The organism is Paenarthrobacter sp. NPDC090520 (assembly GCF_044769205.1).
GTDB lineage: Bacteria > Actinomycetota > Actinomycetes > Actinomycetales > Micrococcaceae > Arthrobacter.
On the sequence record NZ_JBIVXM010000005.1, the window covers coordinates 130,035 to 153,813 of the forward strand.

The following is a 23,779-nucleotide window of genomic DNA, read 5'->3' on the forward strand; positions in this document are numbered from 1 at the left end:
CATGACTGAACGCCCGGAGGGCACCGGCGGCAGGCCTCACACGGACGGCTTGCCGAAGACCCAGCCGCTGCGGCCGTCGCAGGTGCGACAGAACGCCAACGCCAAACGCATGCTGATGCGGTTGGTCCAAGGCGACAGTCCACCTACGGCGCCAATGAGCATCGTGGACCGCCTGGCTGGAAGCCCCTACGCCAACCCCACCATCCAGGTGGCCGGTGTAGACGCTTCAGCCCGCAAGACCATCGACTTCGCCCTGCACCTTGCCGAGGCCATGTTCCGATACGGCGCAGGCGCGTTGGAGGTGGAGACCAGCATGATTGCGGTCACCGCTGCGCTTGGGTTGAAGAACGTCGAGGTTGATATCACCAACCAGTCGGTGGCCATCAACTATGCGCCGAAGGACCAAACGCCCATCACGCTCCTCCGCGTGGTGCGATCGTGGACCAATAACTACGCCGGGCTCGCGCAGGTGCACCAGCTGGTTTCGGACATCGTGGCCGGGGGAGTGGGACGCGACGAGGCCGTTCGGCGGTTGACTGAGATTACCCGGAGCGCCAAGCCCTTCCCACGCTGGATGGTCACTGTTGCCTTCGGCGTGTTCGCCGCGGTCTTCGTGGGGGTACTCGGCGGGGGTCCCGGGGCTTCCGCCCTCGCCTTCGCGTCCAACATGCTGATCAGCTTGCTGGCGCGCCAGTTGATCCGTTGGCGGACTCCGGACTTCTTTGTCACCATGGCGAGTTCCTTCGTGGTCACCTTCGTTGCCCTGATGCTGCGCTGGGCAGGCGCGGACATCGCTCCGTCCATTGTGGTGGCCGGCGGTATCCTGCTGCTCCTGCCCACGGGTCGGCTGGTTTCTTCCGTGCAGGATGCGATCAACGGCTTCCCGGTCACTGCGGCCGGCCGGTTCCTCTCCACCTTGCTCACTTTCGGGGCCATCGTGGCAGGTATAGGCGTCGCCGTGGTGGTGGGCACCCTCATGGGCAGCCAGGTCCTCGACGTCACCAATACGTTCCCGCCCGCCTACCCCTTGTGGGGGCAAGCAATCCTGATCGCGATCGCCGTGGTGGCCATCGGCGTCACCGAACAGACAAGAATGCGTCTGTTACTCCCGACGGCGGCGGTCGGCTTGGTGGGCTTCTTCGTTTTGTGGGGGGTTGGCGAACTCGGTCTTGGCGACCGCTTGTCGCCCGCCATTTCGGCAGTGGTCATCGGTCTGTTGGGTCGTGTGGTTGCCCTGAAGCTTGGCGCTCCGCAGTTGGTGGTCGCTGTTCCTGCAGCCTTGATCCTGCTGCCCGGCCTGACGATCTTCCGGTCGATGTATGCACTGACTGTGGAAGGGGGCGACATCCTGGCGGGTGCGGGCGGGATGCTCAACGCCGGAGCGATCGTCCTCGGTGTGGCCGCAGGAGTCGTGCTCGGCGACAACCTTGCCAGGCCGCTGACGAAGGGCCTGTCCAGCAACGAGCGGCGGAGGGTTCGGCGCCGCTAGATCTTCCTGGATCTTGCTAGATCTTCCCGACGGGGAGCTTTTTCTCGGCCTGGAACACTTCCTCCACTCGGCCCTGTGCCCAGTATCCGGACAGGGACACCTGGGAGCGTTCCAGGCCGTGCTGCACGAAGAAGATCTCACGGAGGCCCTTCATATAGCCGCGCTCTCCGTGTGCGAAGACATCCACTCGTCCGGGCAGCCATTCGAGGTTGCGGAGGGCGTCGAGAAGGATCTCGCTGGATCCCGCCGGCACTCCGTTGCGCTGCAGCCAGTGCACTTCCACCCCGGAAGGAGCAGCGATGGGCAGGATGTCCTCGGCGCTGTCCACTTCCAGGAACGCGAAGCCGCGGGCGTCCGGCCCCAGGGCCTCGATGCTTGCCGCAATGGCCGGGATAGCCGCGTCGTCACCGGCGAAGAGGTACCAGTCGGCGTCGGGCGACGGGTTATAGGCGCCACCGGGGCCGGTGAAGACCAGGCTGTCGCCGGGTTCCGCTGCGGCTGCCCACGGACCCGCGAGCCCTTCGTCGCCGTGGACCACAAAGTCAATGGCCAGTTCCCTGGCTTCCAGGTCCACCCAGCGGATGGTGTAGGTCCGGGTGTGCGGCCACTGCTCCCGGGGCATGGTCTCCCGGATGGCCCAGAGATCCAGTGGAAGCTCGTAGTGCACGCCAGGCTGTGGGAAGACGATCTTCACGTAGCGGTCCACGAATTCGTTGTTCGCATAGTCGCTGAAGCCGGGGCCGCCCGCCACGATCCGCACCATGTGCGGCGAAAGTCGTTCCTTGCGCAGCACCACCAGGTTGATCTGGGGGCGTGTTTGGCGGTTTGCGGACGACGTCACAGGAAGAGCAGCAGGCATGAAGGCAAGCCTAAGCTAATTGGCTGCGCGTGGCCTGTGTATGAGTCGAACGTTACACCCCAACCCTCTCTCACCTAACGCTCGTTTCTGGCGGACCCTCTCTCACCTAATGCCGGTTTCTGGCGGGCCCTCTCTCACCGACTCCCGCCGGGCACTAGCCGGTGAGAGAGGGACGGTGTTTGGCGGGTGGTTTGGTGAGAGAGGGACGGTGGAAAGGGGTGGTTTGGTGAGAGAGGGTCCGGGGTGGGTGGGGGCTAGAGAACGGGGAGTTCCCAATCGACCGGCCCGGCACCCTGCCCCGCGAGCAGCTCGTTGGTTCGGCTGAACGGCTTGGACCCGAAGAACCCCCGGGACGCGGACAGTGGACTCGGATGAACGGACACGATCGACGGCGCGCCGTTCAACAGTGGCCCCACGGATTCCGCGTCCTTCCCCCACAGGATCGCGACGAGTGGCTTCTGCTTTCCATCGGCGTCGGTGCGGTTCGCGACGGCGGTGACAGCCGCCGTCGTGATGGCCTCCCACCCCTTGCCGCGGTGTGAGCCGGCATTCCCTGCCGCGACGCTGAGCACGCGGTTGAGCAGCAGGACACCCTGGTTCGACCACGCCGTGAGGTCGCCGTGTATGCGCGGCGGCAGCCCCAGATCATCGTGGAGTTCGCGGTAGATGTTGGCCAGGCTTCGGGGGATGGGCCGGGTTTCTCGGGACACCGAGAAGGAAAGCCCGACGGCGTGTCCCGGCGTTGGGTACGGGTCCTGGCCGAGCAAGAGCACTTTGACGTCCGCCAGGGGCCGTTGGAAAGCCCGCAGGAGGTTGGAGGCTGCCGGAAGGACCTGCGTCCCGTGGCTGGCCTGCTTGGACACGAAGGCCAACGCCTCGTAGAGCTCTCCCTCAACAGGCCGAAGGGAGCTTGCCCAGTCGGGAGCCATGAGTTCCTCGAGGGGTCTGTCGAGCAGCGCGCCGAAGTCCTGGTCGGTGGTGTTGTTGGGTTCAAGGTCAAAGAGTGCATCCTCGCCAGTCACCCGGCCATTGTCCCTTGCCGGGGCTGCGCGTGCGAATGACAGGCTTGTTATTCGCCCGTAACATAGGGGTAGGACATTTTCCCCAACAAGCGTCGAAGGAGTGTGCCGTGGCCGAACCAGCACCGGAACCGATGGCGCCGCAGGCAACGGGTTTTGCCCTTGAAGACCTTGCGGCCGGCGTCCGCAGCGACTCGCCGTTGAGCGAGCGGGACCAACAGATGTTGGCCTTGGAACGGCAGTGGTGGAAGTACGCGGGGGCCAAAGAACAGGCTATCCGGGAACTCTTCGATCTCTCAGCCACCCACTACTACCAGATCCTCAACGCCCTCATCGACACCGAGGACGCATTGGCCCACGATCCCATGCTGGTCAAGAGACTGCGTAGACTACGTACGTCCCGCCAACGCGCGCGGACAGCGCGGCGCTTGGGGTCGGACGCGTAAATCGGCAGGCTGATCTGTCAGCAGCAACCAGCAAGGACAACGCTTCACCATGACCAAATTTGCCAAGGATGAATTCGACCGGGTCCCGCAGAACGCGTCCCGGCAGGGCGTGCACCGCGACGCCACGGAGACAGCCCGCCCCACCTTGTGGCCTGTCCTGACCGTTGGAGTCGTCGCCTTGGTGCTCGGCCTGGTTGCTTTCCTGATCCTGCCGCGTCTTGGATTCGTGGCTCCTGTTGCCTCGTCCAGCACTTCCGCGCCGGCCTCGCAGCAGAGCGAGGCGGTGCCGTCCGCAACCCCGTCCGAGACGGGCAGCGCCCCCATCGCCTCGGGTGAACCCACGCCTTCCGAGTCAGCGTCGGCTACCCCGTCCGCGGCCCCGGTGGACAAGACCACTGCGGTGGCCGTCTACAACGGCACCGCGACGGCGGGCCTCGCCAGCCGCGTGGCCGGAATCGTCCAGGGTGATGGTTGGGCACTCGGCACGGTGGGGAACTGGGGCGGGCTGCCGCAGCAGACTTCGGTGGTGTTCTACAACGCCCCGGCCCAGAAGGCGAATGCCGAGGCAGTTGCTGCCCTCCTGCGCATCACCTCGGTAGTGGAGTCTCCGGAAGTCCAGCAGCCGCTGGTGGTTGTTGTGGGACCCGGCTACCAGTAAAACCGCGTGCTCCAGCCATCCCGGTTAAGCCTCAATAACAAAAACGCTGCCCTGCCTTCGGGCGGCAGCGCGGGCGCCGTGACTGTGGTTACAGTGGATTGATTCCGGTACGGAGATCCCGTCAACCGGTCTTGGCAACTGTGAAAGTGTGGGCATCATGGCTTTGGGAACCGTCAAATGGTTCAACGCCGAAAAAGGGTACGGCTTCATTACTGTGGACGATTCCGGCGATGACGTCTTTGTGCATTGGTCGGCCATCCAGATGGACGGTTTCCGCGCGCTCGAAGAGGGCCAGCGCGTTGAGTTCGAACTCGGCGAAGGCCTGAAGGGCCCTCAGGCCGAGAGTGTCCGCGTCGCCTGACCCGGAGTCCGGTTCTCCGCTGTCGGCTGAAACTGCCCGGATGTATGGCGCAAGGTGGCGCCCCTGCTTGCACTCTCAACGGTCGAGTGCTAATTATTGATTTAGCACTCCCACGCATCGACTGCTAATTCCGGCCCGTTCGCGGCGCCTCGGGGATGGTATTCGGTGCCGGGAGGATCAAGAAACACCCTGGTGGGGTGAGGTCCGGAGCGCGCGGCATACAGAGGTCGCAGGCAAAGGATCGTCCGTCGCGGGCATCCCACCTGACAGGTACCTTCTTAACGACTGTCCCGAAAGGACTACCGCCGTTATGGCCAAGATCATTGCATTTGATGAAGAGGCACGCCGCGGCCTCGAGCGGGGCCTGAACACCCTTGCTGACGCCGTCAAGGTCACCCTCGGCCCGCGTGGACGCAACGTCGTCCTCGAAAAGAAGTGGGGCGCCCCCACGATCACCAACGATGGTGTTTCCATCGCCAAGGAGATCGAGCTGGACGATCCTTACGAGAAGATCGGCGCCGAGCTGGTCAAGGAAGTTGCCAAGAAGACGGACGACGTCGCCGGTGACGGTACCACCACCGCTACGGTCCTCGCCCAGGCACTGGTCAAGGAAGGCCTGCGCAACGTTGCCGCCGGCGCCGACCCGCTGTCCCTCAAGCGCGGCATCGAGAAGGCCGTTGACGCTGTCATCAGCGAACTGCTGGCCTCCGCCAAGGAAATCGAAACCAAGGAAGAGATCGCCGCTACGGCTTCCATCTCCGCCGGCGACCAGGAAATCGGCGCACTGATCGCTGAAGCCCTGGACAAGGTGGGCAAGGAAGGCGTCATCACGGTCGAGGAATCCAACACCTTCGGCCTGGAGCTCGAGCTCACCGAAGGCATGCGCTTCGACAAGGGCTACATCTCCGCCTACTTCGTCACCGACGCTGAGCGCCAGGAGACGGTCCTCGAAGACCCGTACATCCTGATCGTCAACTCCAAGATCTCCAACGTGAAGGAACTCGTTGCGGTCCTGGAGAAGGTCATGCAGTCCAACAAGCCGCTGCTGATCATCGCTGAAGACATCGAGGGTGAAGCCCTTGCCACGCTGATCGTCAACAAGATCCGTGGCACCTTCAAGTCCGTTGCCGTCAAGGCTCCGGGCTTCGGTGACCGCCGCAAGGCGCAGCTCGCCGACATCGCCATCCTCACCGGCGGCCAGGTCATCTCCGAAGAGGTTGGCCTCAAGCTGGAGAACGCTGGACTGGAACTCCTTGGCACCGCCCGCAAGGTTGTTGTCACCAAGGACGAGACCACCATCGTCGAAGGTGCAGGCGACGCCGAGCAGATCGCAGGCCGTGTTGCCCAGATCCGTTCCGAGATCGAGAACTCCGACTCCGACTACGACCGCGAGAAGCTGCAGGAGCGCCTGGCCAAGCTGGCCGGCGGCGTTGCAGTCATCAAGGCCGGTGCCGCAACGGAAGTTGAGCTCAAGGAGCGCAAGCACCGCATTGAGGACGCTGTCCGCAACGCAAAGGCTGCCGTTGAAGAAGGCATCGTCGCCGGTGGTGGCGTTGCCCTCATCCAGGCCGGTGCCAAGGCCTTCGCCAACCTGAACCTCGAGAACGACGAAGCAACGGGCGCCAACATCGTCAAGGTTGCCATCGACGCTCCGCTGAAGCAGATTGCTTTCAATGCCGGCCTCGAGCCGGGCGTTGTTGCCGACAAGGTCCGCGGCCTGCCTTCCGGCCACGGCCTGAACGCTGCCACGGGTGTTTACGAAGACCTGCTGGCTGCCGGCGTCAACGACCCCGTCAAGGTCACCCGTTCGGCCCTCCAGAACGCTGCTTCCATCGCTGGTCTGTTCCTGACCACCGAGGCTGTAGTAGCCGACAAGCCTGAGAAGAACGCTCCGGCTCCGGGCGGCGACGAGATGGGCGGCATGGGCGGCTTCTAAGCCTCCTGTACTGCAGCGTCACGCTCAGAACGTACGACGGCGGTCCTCACCTTTGGTGGGGGCCGCCGTCGGCGTTTCACCGCTGGGGGATGGGCCGCCGATTGCGTGGGAATCCGGCCACTTCGCAGGGAGAGTTGCGGCGTTATGGCACGCTTCCCGCATCCTCGCGGGTTCCCGGGGGCCGCAAAAAGTGTCAGTGCAGTCTGGCAGGATTAAAGGCATGACGATTATTGCTGCCGCCGATGGCTCTGCCCTCGGCAATCCTGGGCCGGCCGGTTGGGCCTGGTATGTTGACGATTCCTGTTGGCGCGCAGGAGGTTGGCCGCACGGCACCAACAACATGGGCGAGCTCATGGCTGTCCTTGACCTGTTCCGTTCAACGGCCCACATCCCCCAGGAAGAGCTGCGTATCCTCTGCGACAGCCAGTACGTCATCAACTGCGTCACCAAGTGGATGCCCGGATGGAAACGGAAGGGTTGGCGCAAGGCCGACGGCAAGCCCGTGCTCAACGTGGACCTCCTCAAAGATATCGACCAGGCGATTGTTGGCCGCAAGTACACGTTCGAGTGGGTCAAAGGCCATGCGGGCCACGATCTCAACGAAGCTGCCGATGAGCGAGCGCGTGCTGCGGCAACGGCCTACCAGCAAGGTGTGGCAGCCCCGGGTGGACCCGGCTTCTCGGGCGCCGCTGGAACAGCCGCAGAGCCCGTTCCGGCCCGTGCACGGGCTACAGCGGCCTCCGGCGGTACTCCGGCCCAGGCCGTAGCCGCAGCCCCGACAGCAGCACCAGCATCACTCGCCGTTCCATCATCAGTCTCCGGTTCGGCGCCAGCCGCGCCTGCATCCAGCCCCCTCCCGGCTTCGCGGCTGGAGCGCACACCCCGCCTGCATTCCGAGCCCACGCTCTTTGGCGAGTCGGGGATCTTTGGCCAAGCCGACCTTTTCAGCGAGCTGGAAGACGCCGCTGCAACCCCGGAGCTGTCGGCCGAGGAAGTGGTGGTGGCCCTCGAACGCGAACTGCTCCGTCCGGACGTTCGCGCGGATATCGGGAGGATCGGCGTGTTGCTGCACCCCGAGTTTGCCGAGATCGGCCAGTCCGGAAGGTTCTGGACCCGGGACGCCATGATGGTTGCCCTGGAGGAGGATCCGGGGGAGCACGTGGAACTGGAACTCCTGAACGCAGACCGCCTCAGCGAGAACACCATCCTGCTGAACTACCGGAGCTTGTCCCACGCGGGTTCGGCTCTCCGCAGCTCGGTATGGCTTCTTGACCGGGGCCAGTGGAGGTTGCGGTTCCACCAAGGAACTGCCGAAAACTAGGCTGACCTGCGGGGCGGCCGCACAGGGGGAAGACGGCCGCCCCGCAGGAGTTTCGGAAGCCGGCCCCTAGTAGGCGAAGCGCTGCGTGTTGCCCTGCTCAACCTCGGCGTAGTTCGAAGCTGCGGTCGCCAAGGCGAGGTTGATGGATGCGAGGGAGGACTCCACCTTGTTCTGGGTCAGGGTCCATTCGAGGACCAGTGACTGGAAATTGGTGGCCGCCGAGCCGCGCCACGTGGCTTGGAGTTCATCAAGTCCCTGCTTCATGGCCTGAACGTCCGTGCTGATGCGGTCAACCGTTGCTTTGACGTTGGCAGCCTTGAGTTGAAGGAGTTCGGTATCGACGGAGATAACGCTCATGGGTGATGCCTTTCGACGAGGATGTTCCGCGGTGTCGCGGTGGAAGCGTGGCCACAACATCGAGCCTAGGCACCAGCCGCAATCCGCGGAAAGGTCGATTACCGCTATGTGGATAACACCTCGGCGGGTTCCTCATGGAAGGGCAGGCTGACCACCAACGTGGCCCCGCCGCCGTCGGTCTCGGTGACCCTGACGGTACCGCCGTGGCTTCCCACGATCGCGGCGACAATGGCCAGTCCCAAGCCGCTTCCGCCGGTTTCGCGCGTCCGCGAGGTATCTGCGCGGTAGAAGCGTTCGAAGATCTTGTTGGTTTCTTCCTGTGGAATGCCGGGGCCATGGTCCCGGATCTCGATGGCGGAGAAGGAGCCCTCCGGGGCGGTCCGGACGCCAACAGCCAGTTCGATCGGGCTGCCGTCCGGTGTGTACCGCAGGGCGTTTCCCACCAGGTTTCCGATCACCTGCCGCAGCTTGGCTTCGTCGCCCTGGACGGGTGCAGGTGCAGGAGAGGTGCCGTCCAGTCCCACCAGCCTGATGGTGCGGTCACCGGAGGCGGCACGGGTATCCACCACGGCATCGTTCGCCAGCAACTGCAGATCCACTGGCTTCAGGTGCAGCGGGCGCTGCTCGTCCAGCCGGGCCAGCATCAGCAGGTCCTCAACCATGGACCCCATGCGCTTCGCTTCGCTCTCAATCCGGCCCATCGCCGTCGAGACGTCATCGGGGGAGGTCAGCGCGCCGTGGCGATACAGCTCGGAGAAACCCCGGATGGTGACCAGGGGAGTGCGGAGTTCGTGGGAGGCGTCCGCGGCAAACCGCCGCATGCGGGCTTCGGACGCGGCGCGGGCGGCAAAAGAGGATTCAATGTGCGCCAGCATGGCATTGAGTGAGCCGCCCAGGCGTCCCACCTCGGTGTGCGGATTGTCGATCTCGACGCGGCGGGAGAGATCCCCTGCAGCGATGGCGGCGGCGGTCTTCTCCACACGGGCCAGTGGCCGGAAGGACCGCGCCACGGTCCAGGTGGCGATGAAGAACGCCAGGACCAGTGTCAGGAGCCCCACCCCGACAACCACCAGGACGGCGTGCTCCATGACCTTGTCCACGGGCGTCAGCGGCAGACCGATGATCACTACGCCGTTTTGGCCGTTGGCCACCACTCCCACGGCCACTACGCGCCAGTTGGTTCCCGCGGTTCCGCTGACCTGGAAGGGAGCATTGCCGCGTGCCTTGGCTTCGGCCGGGGTGATGTTTGCGATCGCCGGGCGGTCGTTTGCGTTCCCGCCGAACGGGTACGGCGAAAGGCCGGAGACATAGAGTGTCAGCGAGTAATCCGTAGGCACGGCCGGGTTGTACTCGGACAATTTGTCGAACGACTGCTGGTCCTGTGCAAGGGCAACTGCGGCCTTGAGCTTGTCGTCCACCTGGCCCTGGAGGTAGCTCTTGACGAGGGTCAGCGTACCGGCCCCGGTCGCAGCCAGGGCCAAGAGGAGCAGCCCCATGATGATTGCAACGAGTTGCGACCTCAGGGACGCCGATTTCCAGCGTTGCAGCAAGGTCAGCGCTTCTCTGCCGTCCGCAAGACGTAGCCCACGCCACGCTTTGTCTGGATCAGGGCGGCGGCATCGGGGTCAATGTCCACCTTCCTGCGCAGGTAGGAGATGTACGACTCAACGATGGAGGCGTCGCCGTTGAAGTCGTATTCCCACACGTGGTCCAGGATCTGGGCCTTGGACAGGACGCGGTTGGGGTTCAGCATGAGGTAGCGAAGCAGCTTGAATTCGGTGGGGGACAGTTCGATCACGGTCCCGCCACGGCGAACCTCGTGGGCGTCGTCATCGAGTTCCAGATCGTCCACACGGATCACGGCGTCGTCGTCTTCCAGCGGCTGGGTGCGGCGCAGGACGGCACGGATGCGGGCAACGACTTCGTCCAGGCTGAAGGGCTTGGTGACGTAGTCATCGCCACCAACGGTCAGGCCGGTGACCTTGTCCTCGGTATCGTCCTTGGCCGTCAGGAACAATACGGGGAAGTGCTTGCCGGCAGCACGGAGGCGCCGTGTCACCGTGAAGCCGTCCATGTCCGGAAGCATGACGTCCAGGACGGCAAGATCGGGGGCGTGGGTGTCTGCGGCTGCGAGGGCTTCGCGGCCATTCGATGCGGCTACGACCTCGAAACCTGCAAAGCGCAGTGACGTGGAGAGAAGCTCGCGGATGTTGGGTTCGTCGTCGACGACAAGGAGCTTGGCTTCGGGGCCGTTCTTTTTCATGACACCCATGATGCTCCCAGATTCTGGGAGTTATCTGGATGCTCTATGGGAGGGCGCTGCGTGCCGCGACGGTACCAGGTCCTTACGCGCCCAGTGCCAGCCCTATCCCCAAGGCGGTCATGGTCACGGCGATGCCACCATCCAGGAACCGCCATGCCAAGGGCTTGGCGAAGAATCCGCGGAGGAACCTCGCCCCGAAGCCGAGCGCCGAAAACCATAGGACGCTGCCAACCATTGCACCGATACCGAACCACCACTGCAACTGTGTTCCCTGGGCGCTGGCGATCGATCCGAGCAAGGCAATATCCAGGTAAACGTGCGGGTTCAGCCACGTCAGGGCCAGCATGGTGGTGACGGCGGCGGCAAGCCCCCGCTTGCCTGGGTAGCTGGATCCATCGCCCGCGAGGAGCGCCTGGGACCGCAGTGCACGGCGGGCCGCCATTGCGCCATAGGTCACCAGGAACGCTGCGCCCACAAAGCGGAGAATCACGACGGCGGCAGGCGCCGCCGCGATCAGCGCACCGATGCCCAGGACTCCTGCTGCGATGAGGACAGCGTCTGACAGGGCGCAGACAGCGACGATGGGGCCAATGTGTTCACCACGGATTCCTTGCCGGAGCACGAAGGCGTTCTGTGCCCCGATGGCGACGATGAGGGCGAGTCCGGTGGCCAGGCCAAGCCCGGCAGTATTGAAGATGTCAGCAGTGTTCACCCTTCAAAACTATGAATCGGATGTTCTTTAGACCAGCTAAAGATTCTGAAGCTGCCTAAGATATTCTTATGAGCCAATTTCCCTCCGAGCAATTGCTGACGTTCGCCGCCGTCCTCTCCGAAGGGACGTTGGACGCAGCAGCACGGCAGCTTCACATCACGCCCTCAGCCGTGTCACAGCGACTCAAAGCCCTGGAGCAATCGGCGGGCAGGGTCCTGTTGCAGCGCAGCAATCCGGCCCAGGCCACGGAAGCCGGCGAGGTAGTGCTGCGCCTGGCACGGCAAGTGGCGCAACTCGAAGCTGACGCAGGGACGGAACTCGGGTTGGGCTCCGACGGGCCGCGGCTGGCCATCCCCATCGTGGTCAACGCCGATTCCTTGTCCATGTGGTTCCTCCAAGCCCTGGCCCGTCTTCCCAAGGAATTGAACGTCACTTTCGATCTCCACCGGGACGACGAGCAGCATTCTGCGTCCTTCCTTCGCTCCGGCAAGGTGATGGCCGCCGTGACCGCGACTCCGGATCCCGTACAGGGTTGCCGGGTGGAGCCGCTGGGCGTCATGAGGTACCGGGCGGTGGCGGAACCTGCCTTCGCCCGGCGTTGGTTTGCCGACGGCGTGGACCAGGAAAAGCTCAATACTGCCCCCACCGTCGATTTCGACCGGAAGGACACGTATCAGTGGGCCTTCGTCAGGACGTGGCCGGGGAAACCGCAGGCAACTCCTGACCGGAAAGGACCACGCCACTATGTTCCTGCGTCCCATGACTTCGGAGACGCGATCAGGCTGGGATTGGGGTGGGGCCTGATTCCCGAGGTCCAGTGTGGGCCGGACATCGCAGATGGCCGGCTGATCGAGCTCGCGCCGGACCGGCCCTTCGATGTCCCCTTGTACTGGCAGCGTTGGAAGACGGCATCCACGGTGTTGGATGTGGTGAGCGATACGGTCAGGGAGGCTGCGGCGGAGTTCCTGCGCAAGCCATAGCTGCAACGGATGTGGAACACGCCCGCCGATGCTTCCAAAAATGTCAGTGCCCCATCCCACACTGGAAACATGGCAAAGAAAACAGCACCAACCAGCAGCACGTCCCCGTCGGCCGACGTCGAATACGAGTACCACGTGAGCTACTCCGACTCCCAGACTGGCCCGGTTCAGATTGAAGAATTCGATGACCTTGCTGCCGCCGAGCGCTTTGTGGCATTGCAGCTCCGCACGGAAGATTCCTGGGCGATAGTGGAACGCGTGGAGATCCACGCCCACCTCCGCCTGGTGGCCTAGACGCACAACGCGCCGGAGGTTACTCCGGCTTGTTGTGCGCGTGGCCTCCGTGCACGAACGGCGACGAGACGCCCTGGTACTGCAGCAACATCATCATGCCCTCGGCGGCGTGGTCCAGGTTGTGGCAGTGGTCCATCCAGATTCCTGGATTGTCGGCGGTCAGCTGCACTTGCCAGACTTCCCCTGGTTGGATGTCTACGGTGTCCAGCAGTAGCGGAGAACCTGTAGGCGCCGTTCCGTTGCGGCTCAGGACCAAGACGTGGTGGCCGTGGGGATGCATCGGATGAGGTTCGGCGGTCCTGTTCACGATCGTCACGTTCAGGACATCCCCTTCGGCCACCTCCATGGCCGGCACCAAGGGGTACGCAGCGCCGTTGACGGTGAAGGCGTAGCGCGGGATTCCGTCCACGAAGCGGAATTGCCGGTCCAGCACTACCACTTCTTCGCGAGTCGCCGCCGGAACGGACGGTTGCCCGGATACGGGCTTGCCATAGCCCAGAAGATCCAGGACCGGAGTGCTCGCATAAACGCCTGCCGCGGGTTTCGCGGGAGTCCCGGAGGTCCAGTCCGGTGGAGAAATGACCACCACAGCATCCGCGGCCGCATCGGAGTGGACGGTCACTGGTGCAGCCGGCATGGTGAACGTGAGGTCGTTCCGGCCACCCGCCCCTATCCGGAGCAGCTTTCCCGTTACCTCTCCGGGTTGGTTCACAAAGGTCCCGTCCACGGCAACTACCTTGAAGGACGTCCCGGACACTACGTACCGCTGGGGCAGCGAATCGGTATTGACGAGTCGCACGCGGACGGTGGATCCCGGCGTGGCCGTGTACGCGCTGCTACGGTCTGAGGAGCCCAGCAACCCCAGACCGCTGAGGTCGTGTCCGGCTACCGCGATGTCCGCATCAGGACGGACATCGGTGGTGCCGTGCACGACGAATACGCCGTAGAGTCCCTTCCGGACTCCCTCGGCAGAATCCTGGTGCGTGTGGTACCAATACGTACCCACTTGTGTGGCTGTGAAACGGTAGGTCATGGATTGCCCGGGCATCACGGCATCCTGCGTTGCGCCGGCAACCCCGTCCATGGCGTTGGGGACGTCGTAACCATGCCAATGGAGCGTGACCCCGGCCGTCACATCCCGGTTGTTCAGCACCACCTCCATTACCTCGCCCTGCTGTGCCTCCAAGGTGGGCCCCGGCAAGCTCCCGAACGTCCAGGCCTGGACAGATTGCCCGGAAGGCAGCGTCACCTGTTCCACGCGGGCGGTGAGTTCATAGTGGCGAACCACGGCATGTGCGGGAGAGCTGCCCAACAGCGTGGTCACCGGAACCGGCGCTGCTACCGGAACTGTTGCACCGCCGTCGTGGTGTCCCACCGCGGTGGCAATTCCGGTGCCGTCGGCCGCGCGGCTGCCGAGCCAGGCGAAGACCCCCGACCCCAAAGCGGTACAGGCCAGGAGCCCGGCGACCGCAGTGACCGCCGTTGTGCGCCTTCCCGGTGTCACGGACCCTCCGCGGACCGGTGGAAACAGGGCGAGTTTGGCCGTCAGGACGGTGCCGCCCACGAGGAACAGCAGGATCACCAGGGACCACACGGCCGGGAACGGTCCCAGGATGAATGCCAGCCCGAGCGATCCCACAGCCGCAGCCCCGGCAGCCACGAGTGACAGCACGGCCCACTGACGTCCGCGCCCGGCAGGGACAGGGGCGGATGGTGAGCCGGTGTTCCGCTTCCTCAGCAAATACGGAACACCGGCCATCGCGGCCCCAACCGCGGGAATGGCGGTCAACGGCAGGCTGATGGTTATGCGCTCATGGGCAAACCACCAGCTGCTTGCCGCCAAGGCAGGAAGCAGTGCGTAGCGGCCGGCCGTTGCCAGGACGGCAACGCCCAGGGCCAGCAAGGCAGCGTCCACCCCATGGCGCCGTGCCTTTCGGGATGATGTCAGCCAGGCTGCCGCGATCCAGGCACCGGCGGCAAGGACCGCCAGCACCAGGTCCACGGCCATCAGCTGTGAGGAGTTCACAGCTGCCGTTGATCAAGCCGTTGCGGAAGCTGAAGCATCCGTGGACGAGGCTTTGGGTGGCAGCGGCTGTGGATTCAGTGCCACGGCCCGTGCCCGGTTGAACAACCAGTAGGACATGAAGATGATCATCAAGCCGGTGATGGGATGGATTGACGCCACCCAGGACCCGGAGGGAGTGATGAAGTCCTCCGAAGAACCGGTCAGCATACCTCCGATGATGAAGATGAACAGTTGGACCCAGGTCATCAGGAAAATGCCGGCAGCGAGCCAGATGGTCCGGGAACCCGCCCGGGCGATCGCGGCCACGATGACGGCAAGCAGGGCGGCGTAGCGCAGCACGAACTGGCCGTTCATGACGTGGTACACGCCTGCCTCGCGCTGGGCTTCGATGGTGTTTTGGAAGTGGAAGTATCCGGCGAAAAACAGTTGGGCGAGTGATGAGAGCAGGATGATGGCCGCAAGGACCAGGAGGGTCTTACGCATGGGGAATCCTCGGACAAGACTTCACGGATTCGTCTAGGCCTTCGAATCGCCGGCTCCCTGGCTGCGGGCTTCCCCCACTGCCGACGACTGGCCGCCAGGTTGCCTGGACCAGGGGCAACCCATCAGGGCGGAGAGCTTCACTTGGAATCGTAAAATTGCTGGAGATAAATAGCAAGGGAACTGCGGTTATTCAGCACGCAATCATGCTCACGCCTGTTCCGTGCCCACGTCTTTCCCGATGTCCTTGGCATCCATGATGCGGTAGGCGTAACCCTGTTCGGCAAGGAATCTCTGGCGTTTCGCCGCGAAGTCCTGGTCCAGGGTGTCGCGGGCAACCAGCGAGTAGAACCTCGCTGCCCGTCCGTCCTGCTTGGGCCGCAGCAGGCGCCCCAGCCGCTGGGCTTCCTCCTGGCGAGACCCGAAAGAGCCCGAGACCTGGATGGCTACCGACGCCTCCGGAAGGTCGATGGAGAAGTTGGCCACCTTGGAAACCACCAAGGTGTGGATCTCACCTTTGCGGAAGGCATCGAAGAGTTTCTGCCGTGCCTTGACGCTCGTCTCGCCCTTGATCACCGGCGCGTCCAGGCGTTCCGCGATCTCGTCGAGCTGGTCGATGTATTGTCCGATCACCAGCAGCTGTTCGCCCCTGTGGGCCTCCACCAGTTGTTCCACCAGGGCAGTCTTGGTCTCCGAGGTGGCGCACAGACGATACTTGTCCGCGTCGTCGGCCATGGCGTAGGCCACCCGTTCGTCGCGGGGGAGGTCCACCCGGACCTCCACGCAGTCAGCGGGGGCAATATAGCCTTGGGCTTCGATGTCCTTCCACGGGGCGTCGTACCGTTTGGGTCCGATCAGGCTGAAGACTTCGCCTTCGCGGCCGTCCTCGCGGACCAACGTGGCAGTCAGGCCCAGCCGCCGCCTGGCCTGCAGGTCCGCAGTCATCCGGAAGATCGGTGCGGGCAGCAGATGGACTTCGTCGTAGATGATGAGGCCCCAGTCGTGGCCGTCCACGAGTTCCAGGTGGGGATACAGTCCGCCGCGCTTGGTGGTGAGCACTTGGTAGGTGGCGATGGTGACGGGCCGGACTTCCTTGACCGCACCCGAGTACTCGCCGATCTCGTCCTCGGTGAGCGAGGTCCGCTTGAGCAGTTCGTCCCGCCACTGCCGGGCCGAGACCGTGTTGGTCACCAGGATCAGTGTGGTGGTGGAGGAGGTGGCCATCGCGGCGGCACCCACCAGGGTCTTTCCGGCACCGCACGGAAGGACGACGACGCCGCTGCCGCCGGCCCAGAAGTTCTCCGTGGCCACCTTTTGGTAAGGGCGCAGCTCCCAACCGGTTTCGTCGAGCATGATCAGGTGCGGCTGGCCATCAACGTAACCGGCCAGGTCTTCCGCGGGCCACCCGAGTTTGAGCAGCAACTGCTTCAACTGCCCGCGCTGGGATGAATGGACCACCACGGTTTCCCCATCGATCCGTGGCCCCAGCAGCGGGGCGATCTTCTTGGCGCGGATGACCTCCTCCAGGACGGGGTAGTCGTCCGTCCGCATCACCAGGCCATGCTGTGGATCCTTCTCCAAGCGGAGCCGGCCGTACCGGGACATGGTTTCTTCGATGTCGATCAGCAGGGCGTGCGGCACGGGGAAACGCGAGTACTTCAACAGTGTGTCCAGCACCTGTTCCGCGTCCAGCCCGGCGGCCCGCGCATTCCACAGTCCCAAGGGAGTGAGGCGGTAGCTGTGCATGTGCTCCGGAGCGCGCTCCAGCTCCGCGAACGCCGCGATGGCATGCCGGGCCTCCGTGGCAAGCTCATGGTCGACTTCCAGCAGGATGGTTTTATCGCTTTGAACGATCAGGGGACCGTCGGTCACTCTTGAATCCTCACGTCTGCATCACTCACTTGTGCCGGTCTCCGGCGGGTTCAACGTCAATGATCCGGTGGATGGACAACACCCGTTCGGTGTCCTTGCCGGGATCGAACACCCTCACCCGGCCGCCGGAGACAGAAACCGGGACCACCGTTTCGGTGTTCGAGTTGCCCAGGCTGTCCACCACGTTCATGGTCACGGCTTGTTTCAGCCGGATGGCCTTCTGCAGGGTTTCCAGGCCCAGCTGCGTCGAAGCCTCCCCCGTACCGTCGGCCGGGACACTGCGATGCTGGCGCAGGATGGAAAGCTGCGCCTCGACGTCGTCGTCCGGTGGAGCCGTCCGGGGCGCCGTATACACCGGCCGCGCGCTGCCGGCCACCGCCGTGGTCCGTTTGAAACGCACGACGGCGGGCTCCACCTCCTGCACTGCGGGCGAGAGTCCCAGCTCGCGCAGGACCCGCGCGGTTTCGCGGGGGCTGGCGGCCGATGTCAGGACTGTCGGGGCGATGCGGACCAGGCTCAGTACGGACGTCCGGGCTTCCTGGAGGAGCTCGGCGATGGCTGACTCGTCATCGCTCTGGATAAAGCTGGCACTGGAGCTGACACGCAAGCGGCCGTGCCGTGATGCGGTGTCCTGCACCAGATAAGCAAGGGGCTGGGGCACATCCGTTGCCGAATGTTCGCGCAAGAATGCCAACAGCGATTCCGCATCCTGTCCGGCGTCGAGCGCCCTGCGGATGGTCGCGGCGGAAAAACGGTAGATCGACGCCGGTCCCTGCCCCTCGGCGTCGGCCATGAGCAACAGCGTTTCGCTGAGTTCCGGGGCAAGGTAGCCCGGTGCCACCGCCGTCAGGTCAGCCTGCAGCAGGATGTGGTTGACCGCCGCAGGCAAGTGCTCGCCAAGAATGGCCATGGCTTCATCCGGCTGGCCAACGGCGAGGGCGGACCCCAGCTGCGTGAAAGCCCCGGAACCCATGAGTCCCAGGAGCGTGGCCTCCTCAAGGATGCCCTTGACCAGCGAACTGAAACGCCGCGACATCCGGGGCTGGGTCCATTCCGCACGCTGCAGCACCGCACGGGCATCCAGGACGGGAGCCTTGCCATCGGGGGCCGCCGCCTCCACGGTGAGTTCGTTGAGGATCTCCAGGATCCTCCGGCGGACCACCGGGGCGTCAGGCCGCTGCGCTTCCGCGGACAAGGCATTGATGGTGGTTCCGGCAGTTCCTGGATGCGCCGCCGGGCTGCTGCCGGCAAGGGGCTGGCCCACCAACGACGGCGCGCGCTCGCTGACCAGCCAGGCGTTGACCAGCCACAGCCATTGTTCCTGCCGCGGCAAGGTCAGCCACTCCAACGACGGCGGCTGGACCCAGGTGGAGCTGTCAACGTCCAGCCGCAGCAATCCGGCCAGGGCACAGGTTTCCAGCAGGATCGCCGTTTGATGGACGCCGCAGCGGATGGACTCGGCGAGCCGCCGCAATTCGCGGACCCCCACGCCGCCGCTCCGCAGGGTTGCCAGGGGTTGCTCCCGGACGGCGAACAGCAGTTCGTTGGACAGCCGGAGGGTTTCTGCAATGGCACCCAGGGCCGCATTGCGACGCAGGGCTGCGCTGGTGTGCCCGAGCTCCGGAACCGGGGGTGCCAGGGTGAAGTCGTCAACAACGGCCCCGCCTCGCAACGCAATGCCGACGCTGTGCGGCAATTCCACGTGGCCGGCGTCCAGGGGGACCAGCAGTCCGCGGGCCAGGAGCCAGTCGATTGGCCCGACGTCGGCACTTTCGTGGGTGACCGAGGCGCGCCTTTGCGCTTGGGGTACGGCACCCATGGCCCAGCTTCCGAACTTGTCCAGGAGGCCGATGGTCCGTTCCGGCGCGTTGGCCAGGATGTCGCGGACGCCCTCGGGGGTCGACGTCCAGCGCTGGAGCGAGAGGGCTGCGTCCATGGGGGTGCTGGCCGGGTGGATACCGAGTCCGCTGTGGTGGAGTTCGCCCACCAACTGGACTACCCGCTGGGCGAAGGCGGGTTGGAGCCGGACCAACTCGGTGTAGCTGCGCCCCAGCCCGGCGGGGTAGATCCCGATGACGTCCTTCAGGCTGCCCACGGGAAGATAGAACTTTTGCCGCGAACTTGCCGGAGGATGGGTGGCCGGTGGCGCCTCGGCCCGGTGGATCAAAGCCAGTTCCTGCAGCTTGGCGAGGATGGGTTCCAGGGCTGAGAGGGTGGACCCGGCAATGGCCTTCTTCAGTCCTGCCGCCGAAACGCTGTGGCCCGTATCCGCGTTGGTACAGAGATGCAGTGTTTCCAGGACCTGCATCTCGGGTTTGGTGAGGCGTTCCAAGGCCCGCTGCACACTGACCCGCGCGCTGGCCCGCGCCGCCAGGGCCGCGAAATCGGGGGCCATGGGCGAGATCAGGTCCGGTCGCGCGGCAAACAGAGCCCGCAGCGAGGCGTCGCTGCGCGTTTCAAGTTCCTTGCTGAGCGCGCGAATGAGGGACATCACTTCAAATTTACCGTTGCCGGGCCTGCTCTGCGCGCTTGGCTCGTGTTTTGCCACGCAAAGCGGGACCCGCAACTGCAGGTCAGCTAGTGGCGGCGACGCTGGCGGACGGCGTCCACCACGGGAACAACGGCCAGGATGAAGGCCAAGGGCAGCCCATAGAGCGCCGTCGACGTGATCCACACGGGTGCAATTCCGCCGTTGAAGGCGATGGCCATGACAGCCGCGACGGCGGCCAGGGAAATGATGGCAACGATCGCGGCGGCAATCGTCAGGGGGCGGCGGTAACCCGTGGAAGTCATGCCTCAACGCTAGCTGTTTGCTCGCGGTCGCCGCTACGCGGGACGGTGCGAAGCATGATTAGGGTGCCCGGCAGGATAACCTTGAAGGAACAGACCCACACGGAGCGGGCTGTCACCCTCGATCCCGCAGGACTCTGTGGATGCGGTGGCGGCCCGACGTGTTTCCACGCAAGAACGAAGAAGGTTGATTACGTGCCCACCGGCAAGGTCAAGTGGTATGACAAGGAAAAGGGCTTCGGATTCCTCGCGGCCGAAGACGGCCAGGAAGTTTTCCTGCCCAAGACGTCCCTGCCTGCAGGGGTCACCGAGCTGAAGGCCGGTACGCGCGTGGAGTTCGGCGTTGCCGACGGCCGCCGCGGTGCCCAGGCGCTGGGCCTGCGCGTCCTGGACAAGACCCCCTCCATCGCAAAGGCCAAGCGCATGAACGCCCGCGACCTGGCACCGCTGGTCCAGGACCTGGTCACCGTCCTGGACAATCTGTCCGGTACGTTGTCCTCGGGAAAGTATCCGGAAGGCAACAAGGCCAAGGCGATCGGAATGGCGCTGCGCAAGGTTGCCGACGAGCTGGAAGCCTAGGAACGCCATGACATCGGAATCCGCACGGGATATAGAGGCAGGGGAAGGCGCTCAGGAAACCCCTGCCCTCCCCGTTGCCGAGGCTCCTGCAAACGGGGACGCCCCTGCCACCAGGGAAGTTCCCGGGCGGAAGCCCGCTGAAGCCAAGGCCGCAGCCCCGAAGCCGCGCGCCGGCGTTCCTGTATGGCGCACCGGCAAGCCGGACTCCTACCTGGCTGCCGCCGTCGACGTCGCCCGCCAGGCCGTGGAAGGCATTGCCAACCGTGGGGAAGTAGGTGCGCACCTCGGAGCCAAATCGGAAGGCGACCGGGTGGTGACCCACCTGTTCGAATCGAAGCTGGCAGGTTACGGCGGCTGGCAGTGGTACGCCGTGGTGACCCGTAACTCGCGTTCCAAAATCGTCACCGTCAGCGAGCTGGGGCTCCTGCCGTCCGAGGACTCCATCCTTGCGCCGGAATGGGTGCCGTGGGCCAAACGGGTCCGCCCGGAGGACGAGAAGCCGTTGGTTGAAGAGACCGAGGAAGACGTCGCCGAGGAAACGGTCAAGGCGGGCGAAGACGATGCCCAGGTTGATGACGACGCGGATGACGATTCGGACGAGACCGGGGACGCCGTCGAAGACGCGGACCACTCCGGCCAGGACGACCAGCAATAACTGAAGACACAAAAAGGCGCCTGCCGGGAAGAATCCTTCCCGGCAGGCGCCTTTTAGCGTTCCGGCCGTGCGGCCGCTGATGGTGTTTACTTCTTCAGTTCGCCAACCACGTAGTCGATGCTGGCGAGCAGTGCCGAAACGTCATCCGGTTCGATGGCCACGAACGTGGCGATCCGGAGCTGGTTGCGGCCAAGCTTCCGGTAAGGCTCGGTGTCCACCACTCCGTTGGCGCGCAGCACCTTGGCGATGGCAGCTGCGTCGATCGAATCATCGAAGTCGATGGTGGCGATGACGTTGGAGCGTTCCTCGGCGTTGGCCACGAAGGGCGTGGCGTACTCGGAGGCCTCGGCCCAGGAGTACACGCGGCTGGCGGAGTCCGCCGTGCGCTTGCTGGCGAAATCCAGGCCACCGTTGCTGTTGAGCCACTGCACCTGGGCGTCCAGCGTGACCAGCGTGGACAACGACGGCGTGTTGTAGGTCTGGTTCAGCTTGGAGTTGTCGATCGCTGTCTGGAGGTCCAGGAAGTCGGGGATCCAGCGGCCGCTGGCCTTCACCCGGGCAGCGCGCTCCAGCGCGGCGGGGGAGAAGAGGCCCAGCCACAGGCCGCCGTCGGAAGCGAAATTCTTTTGCGGCGCGAAGTAGTACACGTCGGACTCCGCGACGTCCACGTCCAGGCCACCGGCGGCAGAGGTTGCGTCCACCACGATCAGCGAGCCTTCGTCTGCGCCGTCAATGCGCTTGACCGGAGCTGAGACGCCCGTGGACGTCTCGTTCTGTGGCCAGGCGTAGACATCCACCCCGGCCTCGGCCTGCGGCGACGGACGGGTGCCCGGCTCGGACTTGATGATGGAGGAGGCGTCCAGGAAGGGAGCCTTGTTGGTGGCCGCCGCGAACTTGGAACCGAACTCGCCGAAGGAGAGGTGCTGGGCCTTCTTCTCCACCAGGCCGAACGCTGCGACATCCCAGAACGCCGTGGAACCGCCGACGCCGAGGACAACCTCGTAGCCCTCCGGGGCGCGGAAGAAAGTGCTGAGGCCTTCGCGGACGGACCCCACGAGGTTCTTCACCGGTGCCTGGCGGTGGGACGTGCCAAGAAGGGTGGCGGCCGCGGCGGACAGGGCTTCGACCTGCTCCGGGCGGACCTTGGACGGTCCTGCGCCGAAGCGTCCGTCCTTGGGCAGCAGGTCGGCGGGAATGGTGATGCTGTTGTCGCTCACGGGTGGCTCCAATGGGTATCGGTCAAAGATGGGTCGTGGCAGGTGGCATCAACTGCTCCTTCGACACCCCAATTCTGCCTGACACGGCGCGCGGGCAGGAACCTGCGGTTGTCATAGTCCGCCACGTGGAACGGTGCAGTCCGGGAGCGCAGGAACGCGAAGGAGGATTATTCAGAGTAATTCCAAATAAGCTAAGCTGGAGGAGGCGTCATGGGGCGGCGCCGCGGGACCGACCGCCTCGTCTGGACGCGGTACGGTGGACACTACGCGAGAACTGCGTTCGAGGAGAGCTGAGCTGGATGACGGATCTGATCGATACCACTGAGATGTATCTTCGGACCATTTTGGAGCTTGAGGAAGAGAACATCGTTGCTCTTCGGGCCCGCATTGCCGAGCGCCTGCGCCATTCCGGTCCCACTGTTTCCCAGACCATCGGCCGCATGGAGCGCGACGGCCTGGTGGTCGTGTCCAATGACCGCCACCTTGAGTTGACCGAGGTTGGCCGGAAGCGGGCCACCGAAGTGATGCGCAAGCACCGCCTGGCCGAGCGCCTCCTGGCCGATGTCATCGGCCTGGACTGGGCCTATGTGCATGACGAGGCTTGCCGCTGGGAGCACGTGATGAGTGAGCGGGTTGAACGCCGGCTGTACGAGTTGCTTGAGCACCCCACCGAGTCGCCGTACGGAAACCCGATCCCGGGCTTGGAAGCACTCGGTGGACGGGCCAGCCAGATCTCCCTCAAGGGCGACGTCAACCTCATCCAGGCAATGGACGGCTACGCCACGGACTCACGGGTTGTGGTGAGCAGGTTGGCCGAACCCATCCAGGTCGAGCCTGAACTCCTGACCCAACTCGATGAAGGCGGGATCCGCCCGGGCGCGGCAGTTTCGTTGGCGCGGGTAGGGGAGTACATCTCCGTCCGCGTCCCCGGCATCGAGGGCGCCCTGGAACTGCCACCCGAAGTTGCAGCCCACGTCTTCGTGGCGGTTGGCTGAGCGTAGGACTTCCGAGGCACCTCTCCCGAAAAGGATGGGTGCCTCACTTGTGTCCCGGCCGGAGTGTCTGATCTCACTACCAGAGTCGGGTAGAACGGCGTGACCTGCAGTTTCCGCCGAAAGGTGCTAAAGGCCCACCCCGGAAAGCGGCGCCGTGGAAGATAACGAATTTATTACCGAAGGCTTTAATCCCCTATAGTTATCTACTAGCGCCGATACCAAAGCGTTACCTGATCTGGAGCCGAGCTCTGCCAGCAGATCAGGGGTGTTATCCACTACTGGCAGAGGCGGGGGAACCACCATCGGCTGCCTGAAGAAGCAGCCTTGGGGTGAAGTCCGCAGCAGCAGTGCCTACTTACGCAATTTCCTCCGGGATACCTGTGTGCCGTACGCGCTGCGTGCGGGCCGGGTCTTTGCACTCTCTGATCCGAATCCGACAGCTAACTTCGCAGGCTTTCTAGAGAGGAACA

Annotated in this window: 23 protein-coding genes and 1 riboswitch; of the genes, 11 read left to right on the forward strand and 12 right to left on the reverse strand. The window is 64.5% G+C overall.

The window, feature by feature from the left end; translation table 11 throughout:
* Position 1: 1 nt before the first annotated feature.
* Entirely contained in the window at positions 2-1,489 is a 1,488-nt protein-coding gene (locus tag ACIQTZ_RS08420) for a threonine/serine exporter ThrE family protein (RefSeq protein WP_400334022.1), read from the forward strand.
* A 16-nt stretch (positions 1,490-1,505) separates the two neighbouring features.
* Here the strand turns inward: ACIQTZ_RS08420 and ACIQTZ_RS08425 are convergent, their stop codons facing one another.
* A complete protein-coding gene (locus tag ACIQTZ_RS08425) occupies positions 1,506-2,348 on the reverse strand; it encodes a siderophore-interacting protein (RefSeq protein WP_402979439.1) in 843 nt (280 codons plus the stop codon).
* A 254-nt stretch (positions 2,349-2,602) separates the two neighbouring features.
* A complete protein-coding gene (locus ACIQTZ_RS08430; RefSeq protein WP_402979442.1) occupies positions 2,603-3,370 on the reverse strand; it encodes a uracil-DNA glycosylase in 768 nt (255 codons plus the stop codon).
* Positions 3,371-3,477: 107 nt separating this feature from the next.
* Between ACIQTZ_RS08430 and ACIQTZ_RS08435 the strand changes: the two genes are divergently transcribed.
* The 5 genes from ACIQTZ_RS08435 (at position 3,478) to ACIQTZ_RS08455 (ending at position 8,089) form a co-directional block, all read left to right on the forward strand.
* Positions 3,478-3,813, forward strand: a complete 336-nt coding sequence (locus tag ACIQTZ_RS08435) for a DUF3263 domain-containing protein (RefSeq protein WP_387438035.1) — start codon at positions 3,478-3,480, stop codon at positions 3,811-3,813.
* 49 nt (positions 3,814-3,862) lie between these two features.
* Entirely contained in the window at positions 3,863-4,471 is a 609-nt protein-coding gene (locus tag ACIQTZ_RS08440; RefSeq protein ID WP_402979445.1) for a LytR C-terminal domain-containing protein, read from the forward strand.
* Between the two features lie 157 nt (positions 4,472-4,628).
* A complete protein-coding gene (locus tag ACIQTZ_RS08445; RefSeq protein ID WP_217376272.1) occupies positions 4,629-4,832 on the forward strand; it encodes a cold-shock protein in 204 nt (67 codons plus the stop codon).
* A gap of 310 nt (positions 4,833-5,142) precedes the next feature.
* Positions 5,143-6,768 carry a chaperonin GroEL gene (gene groL / locus ACIQTZ_RS08450; protein ID WP_397323158.1) on the forward strand — a complete coding sequence of 542 codons (1,626 nt, stop codon included), beginning with the start codon at positions 5,143-5,145 and terminating at the stop codon, positions 6,766-6,768.
* A gap of 220 nt (positions 6,769-6,988) precedes the next feature.
* On the forward strand, positions 6,989-8,089 hold the full coding sequence (locus tag ACIQTZ_RS08455; protein ID WP_402979448.1) for an RNase H family protein: 1,101 nt from the start codon (positions 6,989-6,991) through the stop codon (positions 8,087-8,089).
* 66 nt (positions 8,090-8,155) lie between these two features.
* Here ACIQTZ_RS08455 and ACIQTZ_RS08460 read toward each other — a convergent pair whose 3' ends face one another.
* From ACIQTZ_RS08460 to ACIQTZ_RS08475, 4 genes are all read right to left on the reverse strand, one after another.
* On the reverse strand, positions 8,156-8,446 hold the full coding sequence (locus ACIQTZ_RS08460) for a WXG100 family type VII secretion target (protein WP_402979451.1): 291 nt from the start codon (positions 8,444-8,446) through the stop codon (positions 8,156-8,158).
* A 104-nt stretch (positions 8,447-8,550) separates the two neighbouring features.
* On the reverse strand, positions 8,551-9,996 hold the full coding sequence (locus tag ACIQTZ_RS08465) for an ATP-binding protein (protein ID WP_400334036.1): 1,446 nt from the start codon (positions 9,994-9,996) through the stop codon (positions 8,551-8,553).
* 2 nt (positions 9,997-9,998) lie between these two features.
* Positions 9,999-10,709 (reverse strand): response regulator transcription factor, encoded by a 711-nt coding sequence (locus tag ACIQTZ_RS08470; RefSeq protein WP_347109954.1) that lies wholly within the window; start codon positions 10,707-10,709, stop codon positions 9,999-10,001.
* A gap of 82 nt (positions 10,710-10,791) precedes the next feature.
* A complete protein-coding gene (locus tag ACIQTZ_RS08475) occupies positions 10,792-11,421 on the reverse strand; it encodes a LysE/ArgO family amino acid transporter (protein ID WP_402979454.1) in 630 nt (209 codons plus the stop codon).
* Between the two features lie 68 nt (positions 11,422-11,489).
* Between ACIQTZ_RS08475 and ACIQTZ_RS08480 the strand changes: the two genes are divergently transcribed.
* On the forward strand, positions 11,490-12,401 hold the full coding sequence (locus ACIQTZ_RS08480) for a LysR family transcriptional regulator ArgP (RefSeq protein ID WP_402979457.1): 912 nt from the start codon (positions 11,490-11,492) through the stop codon (positions 12,399-12,401).
* 69 nt (positions 12,402-12,470) lie between these two features.
* A complete protein-coding gene (locus ACIQTZ_RS08485; RefSeq protein ID WP_402979460.1) occupies positions 12,471-12,695 on the forward strand; it encodes a hypothetical protein in 225 nt (74 codons plus the stop codon).
* Between the two features lie 19 nt (positions 12,696-12,714).
* On the opposite strand, the gene ACIQTZ_RS08490 is transcribed toward ACIQTZ_RS08485, so the two are convergent.
* The 5 genes from ACIQTZ_RS08490 to ACIQTZ_RS08510 form a co-directional block, all read right to left on the reverse strand.
* Positions 12,715-14,721, reverse strand: coding sequence for a multicopper oxidase family protein (locus ACIQTZ_RS08490; RefSeq protein WP_402979463.1), 2,007 nt, complete (start codon positions 14,719-14,721; stop codon positions 12,715-12,717).
* Between the two features lie 12 nt (positions 14,722-14,733).
* A complete protein-coding gene (locus tag ACIQTZ_RS08495; RefSeq protein ID WP_400334050.1) occupies positions 14,734-15,204 on the reverse strand; it encodes a hypothetical protein in 471 nt (156 codons plus the stop codon).
* A gap of 207 nt (positions 15,205-15,411) precedes the next feature.
* On the reverse strand, positions 15,412-17,073 hold the full coding sequence (locus ACIQTZ_RS08500) for a DNA repair helicase XPB (protein WP_402979466.1): 1,662 nt from the start codon (positions 17,071-17,073) through the stop codon (positions 15,412-15,414).
* A gap of 25 nt (positions 17,074-17,098) precedes the next feature.
* The gene (locus ACIQTZ_RS08505) at positions 17,099-19,564 is read right to left on the reverse strand and encodes a helicase-associated domain-containing protein (protein ID WP_402979469.1); all 2,466 of its coding nucleotides are present in this window, start codon (positions 19,562-19,564) and stop codon (positions 17,099-17,101) included.
* A gap of 86 nt (positions 19,565-19,650) precedes the next feature.
* Entirely contained in the window at positions 19,651-19,866 is a 216-nt protein-coding gene (locus tag ACIQTZ_RS08510; protein WP_400334059.1) for a hypothetical protein, read from the reverse strand.
* Positions 19,867-20,058: 192 nt separating this feature from the next.
* Between ACIQTZ_RS08510 and ACIQTZ_RS08515 the strand changes: the two genes are divergently transcribed.
* Together ACIQTZ_RS08515 and ACIQTZ_RS08520 are read left to right on the forward strand one after the other, a co-directional pair.
* Positions 20,059-20,442: a cold-shock protein gene (locus ACIQTZ_RS08515; protein ID WP_397323143.1), complete on the forward strand. Its 384-nt coding sequence runs from the start codon at positions 20,059-20,061 to the stop codon at positions 20,440-20,442.
* A 7-nt stretch (positions 20,443-20,449) separates the two neighbouring features.
* Entirely contained in the window at positions 20,450-21,097 is a 648-nt protein-coding gene (locus tag ACIQTZ_RS08520) for a DUF3027 domain-containing protein (RefSeq protein WP_402979471.1), read from the forward strand.
* A gap of 86 nt (positions 21,098-21,183) precedes the next feature.
* Here ACIQTZ_RS08520 and serC read toward each other — a convergent pair whose 3' ends face one another.
* On the reverse strand, positions 21,184-22,314 hold the full coding sequence (gene serC / locus ACIQTZ_RS08525) for a phosphoserine transaminase (protein ID WP_402979473.1): 1,131 nt from the start codon (positions 22,312-22,314) through the stop codon (positions 21,184-21,186).
* Positions 22,315-22,613: 299 nt separating this feature from the next.
* Between serC and ACIQTZ_RS08530 the strand changes: the two genes are divergently transcribed.
* On the forward strand, positions 22,614-23,309 hold the full coding sequence (locus tag ACIQTZ_RS08530) for a metal-dependent transcriptional regulator (RefSeq protein ID WP_400271453.1): 696 nt from the start codon (positions 22,614-22,616) through the stop codon (positions 23,307-23,309).
* A 229-nt stretch (positions 23,310-23,538) separates the two neighbouring features.
* Positions 23,539-23,779, forward strand: a riboswitch (cyclic di-AMP (ydaO/yuaA leader).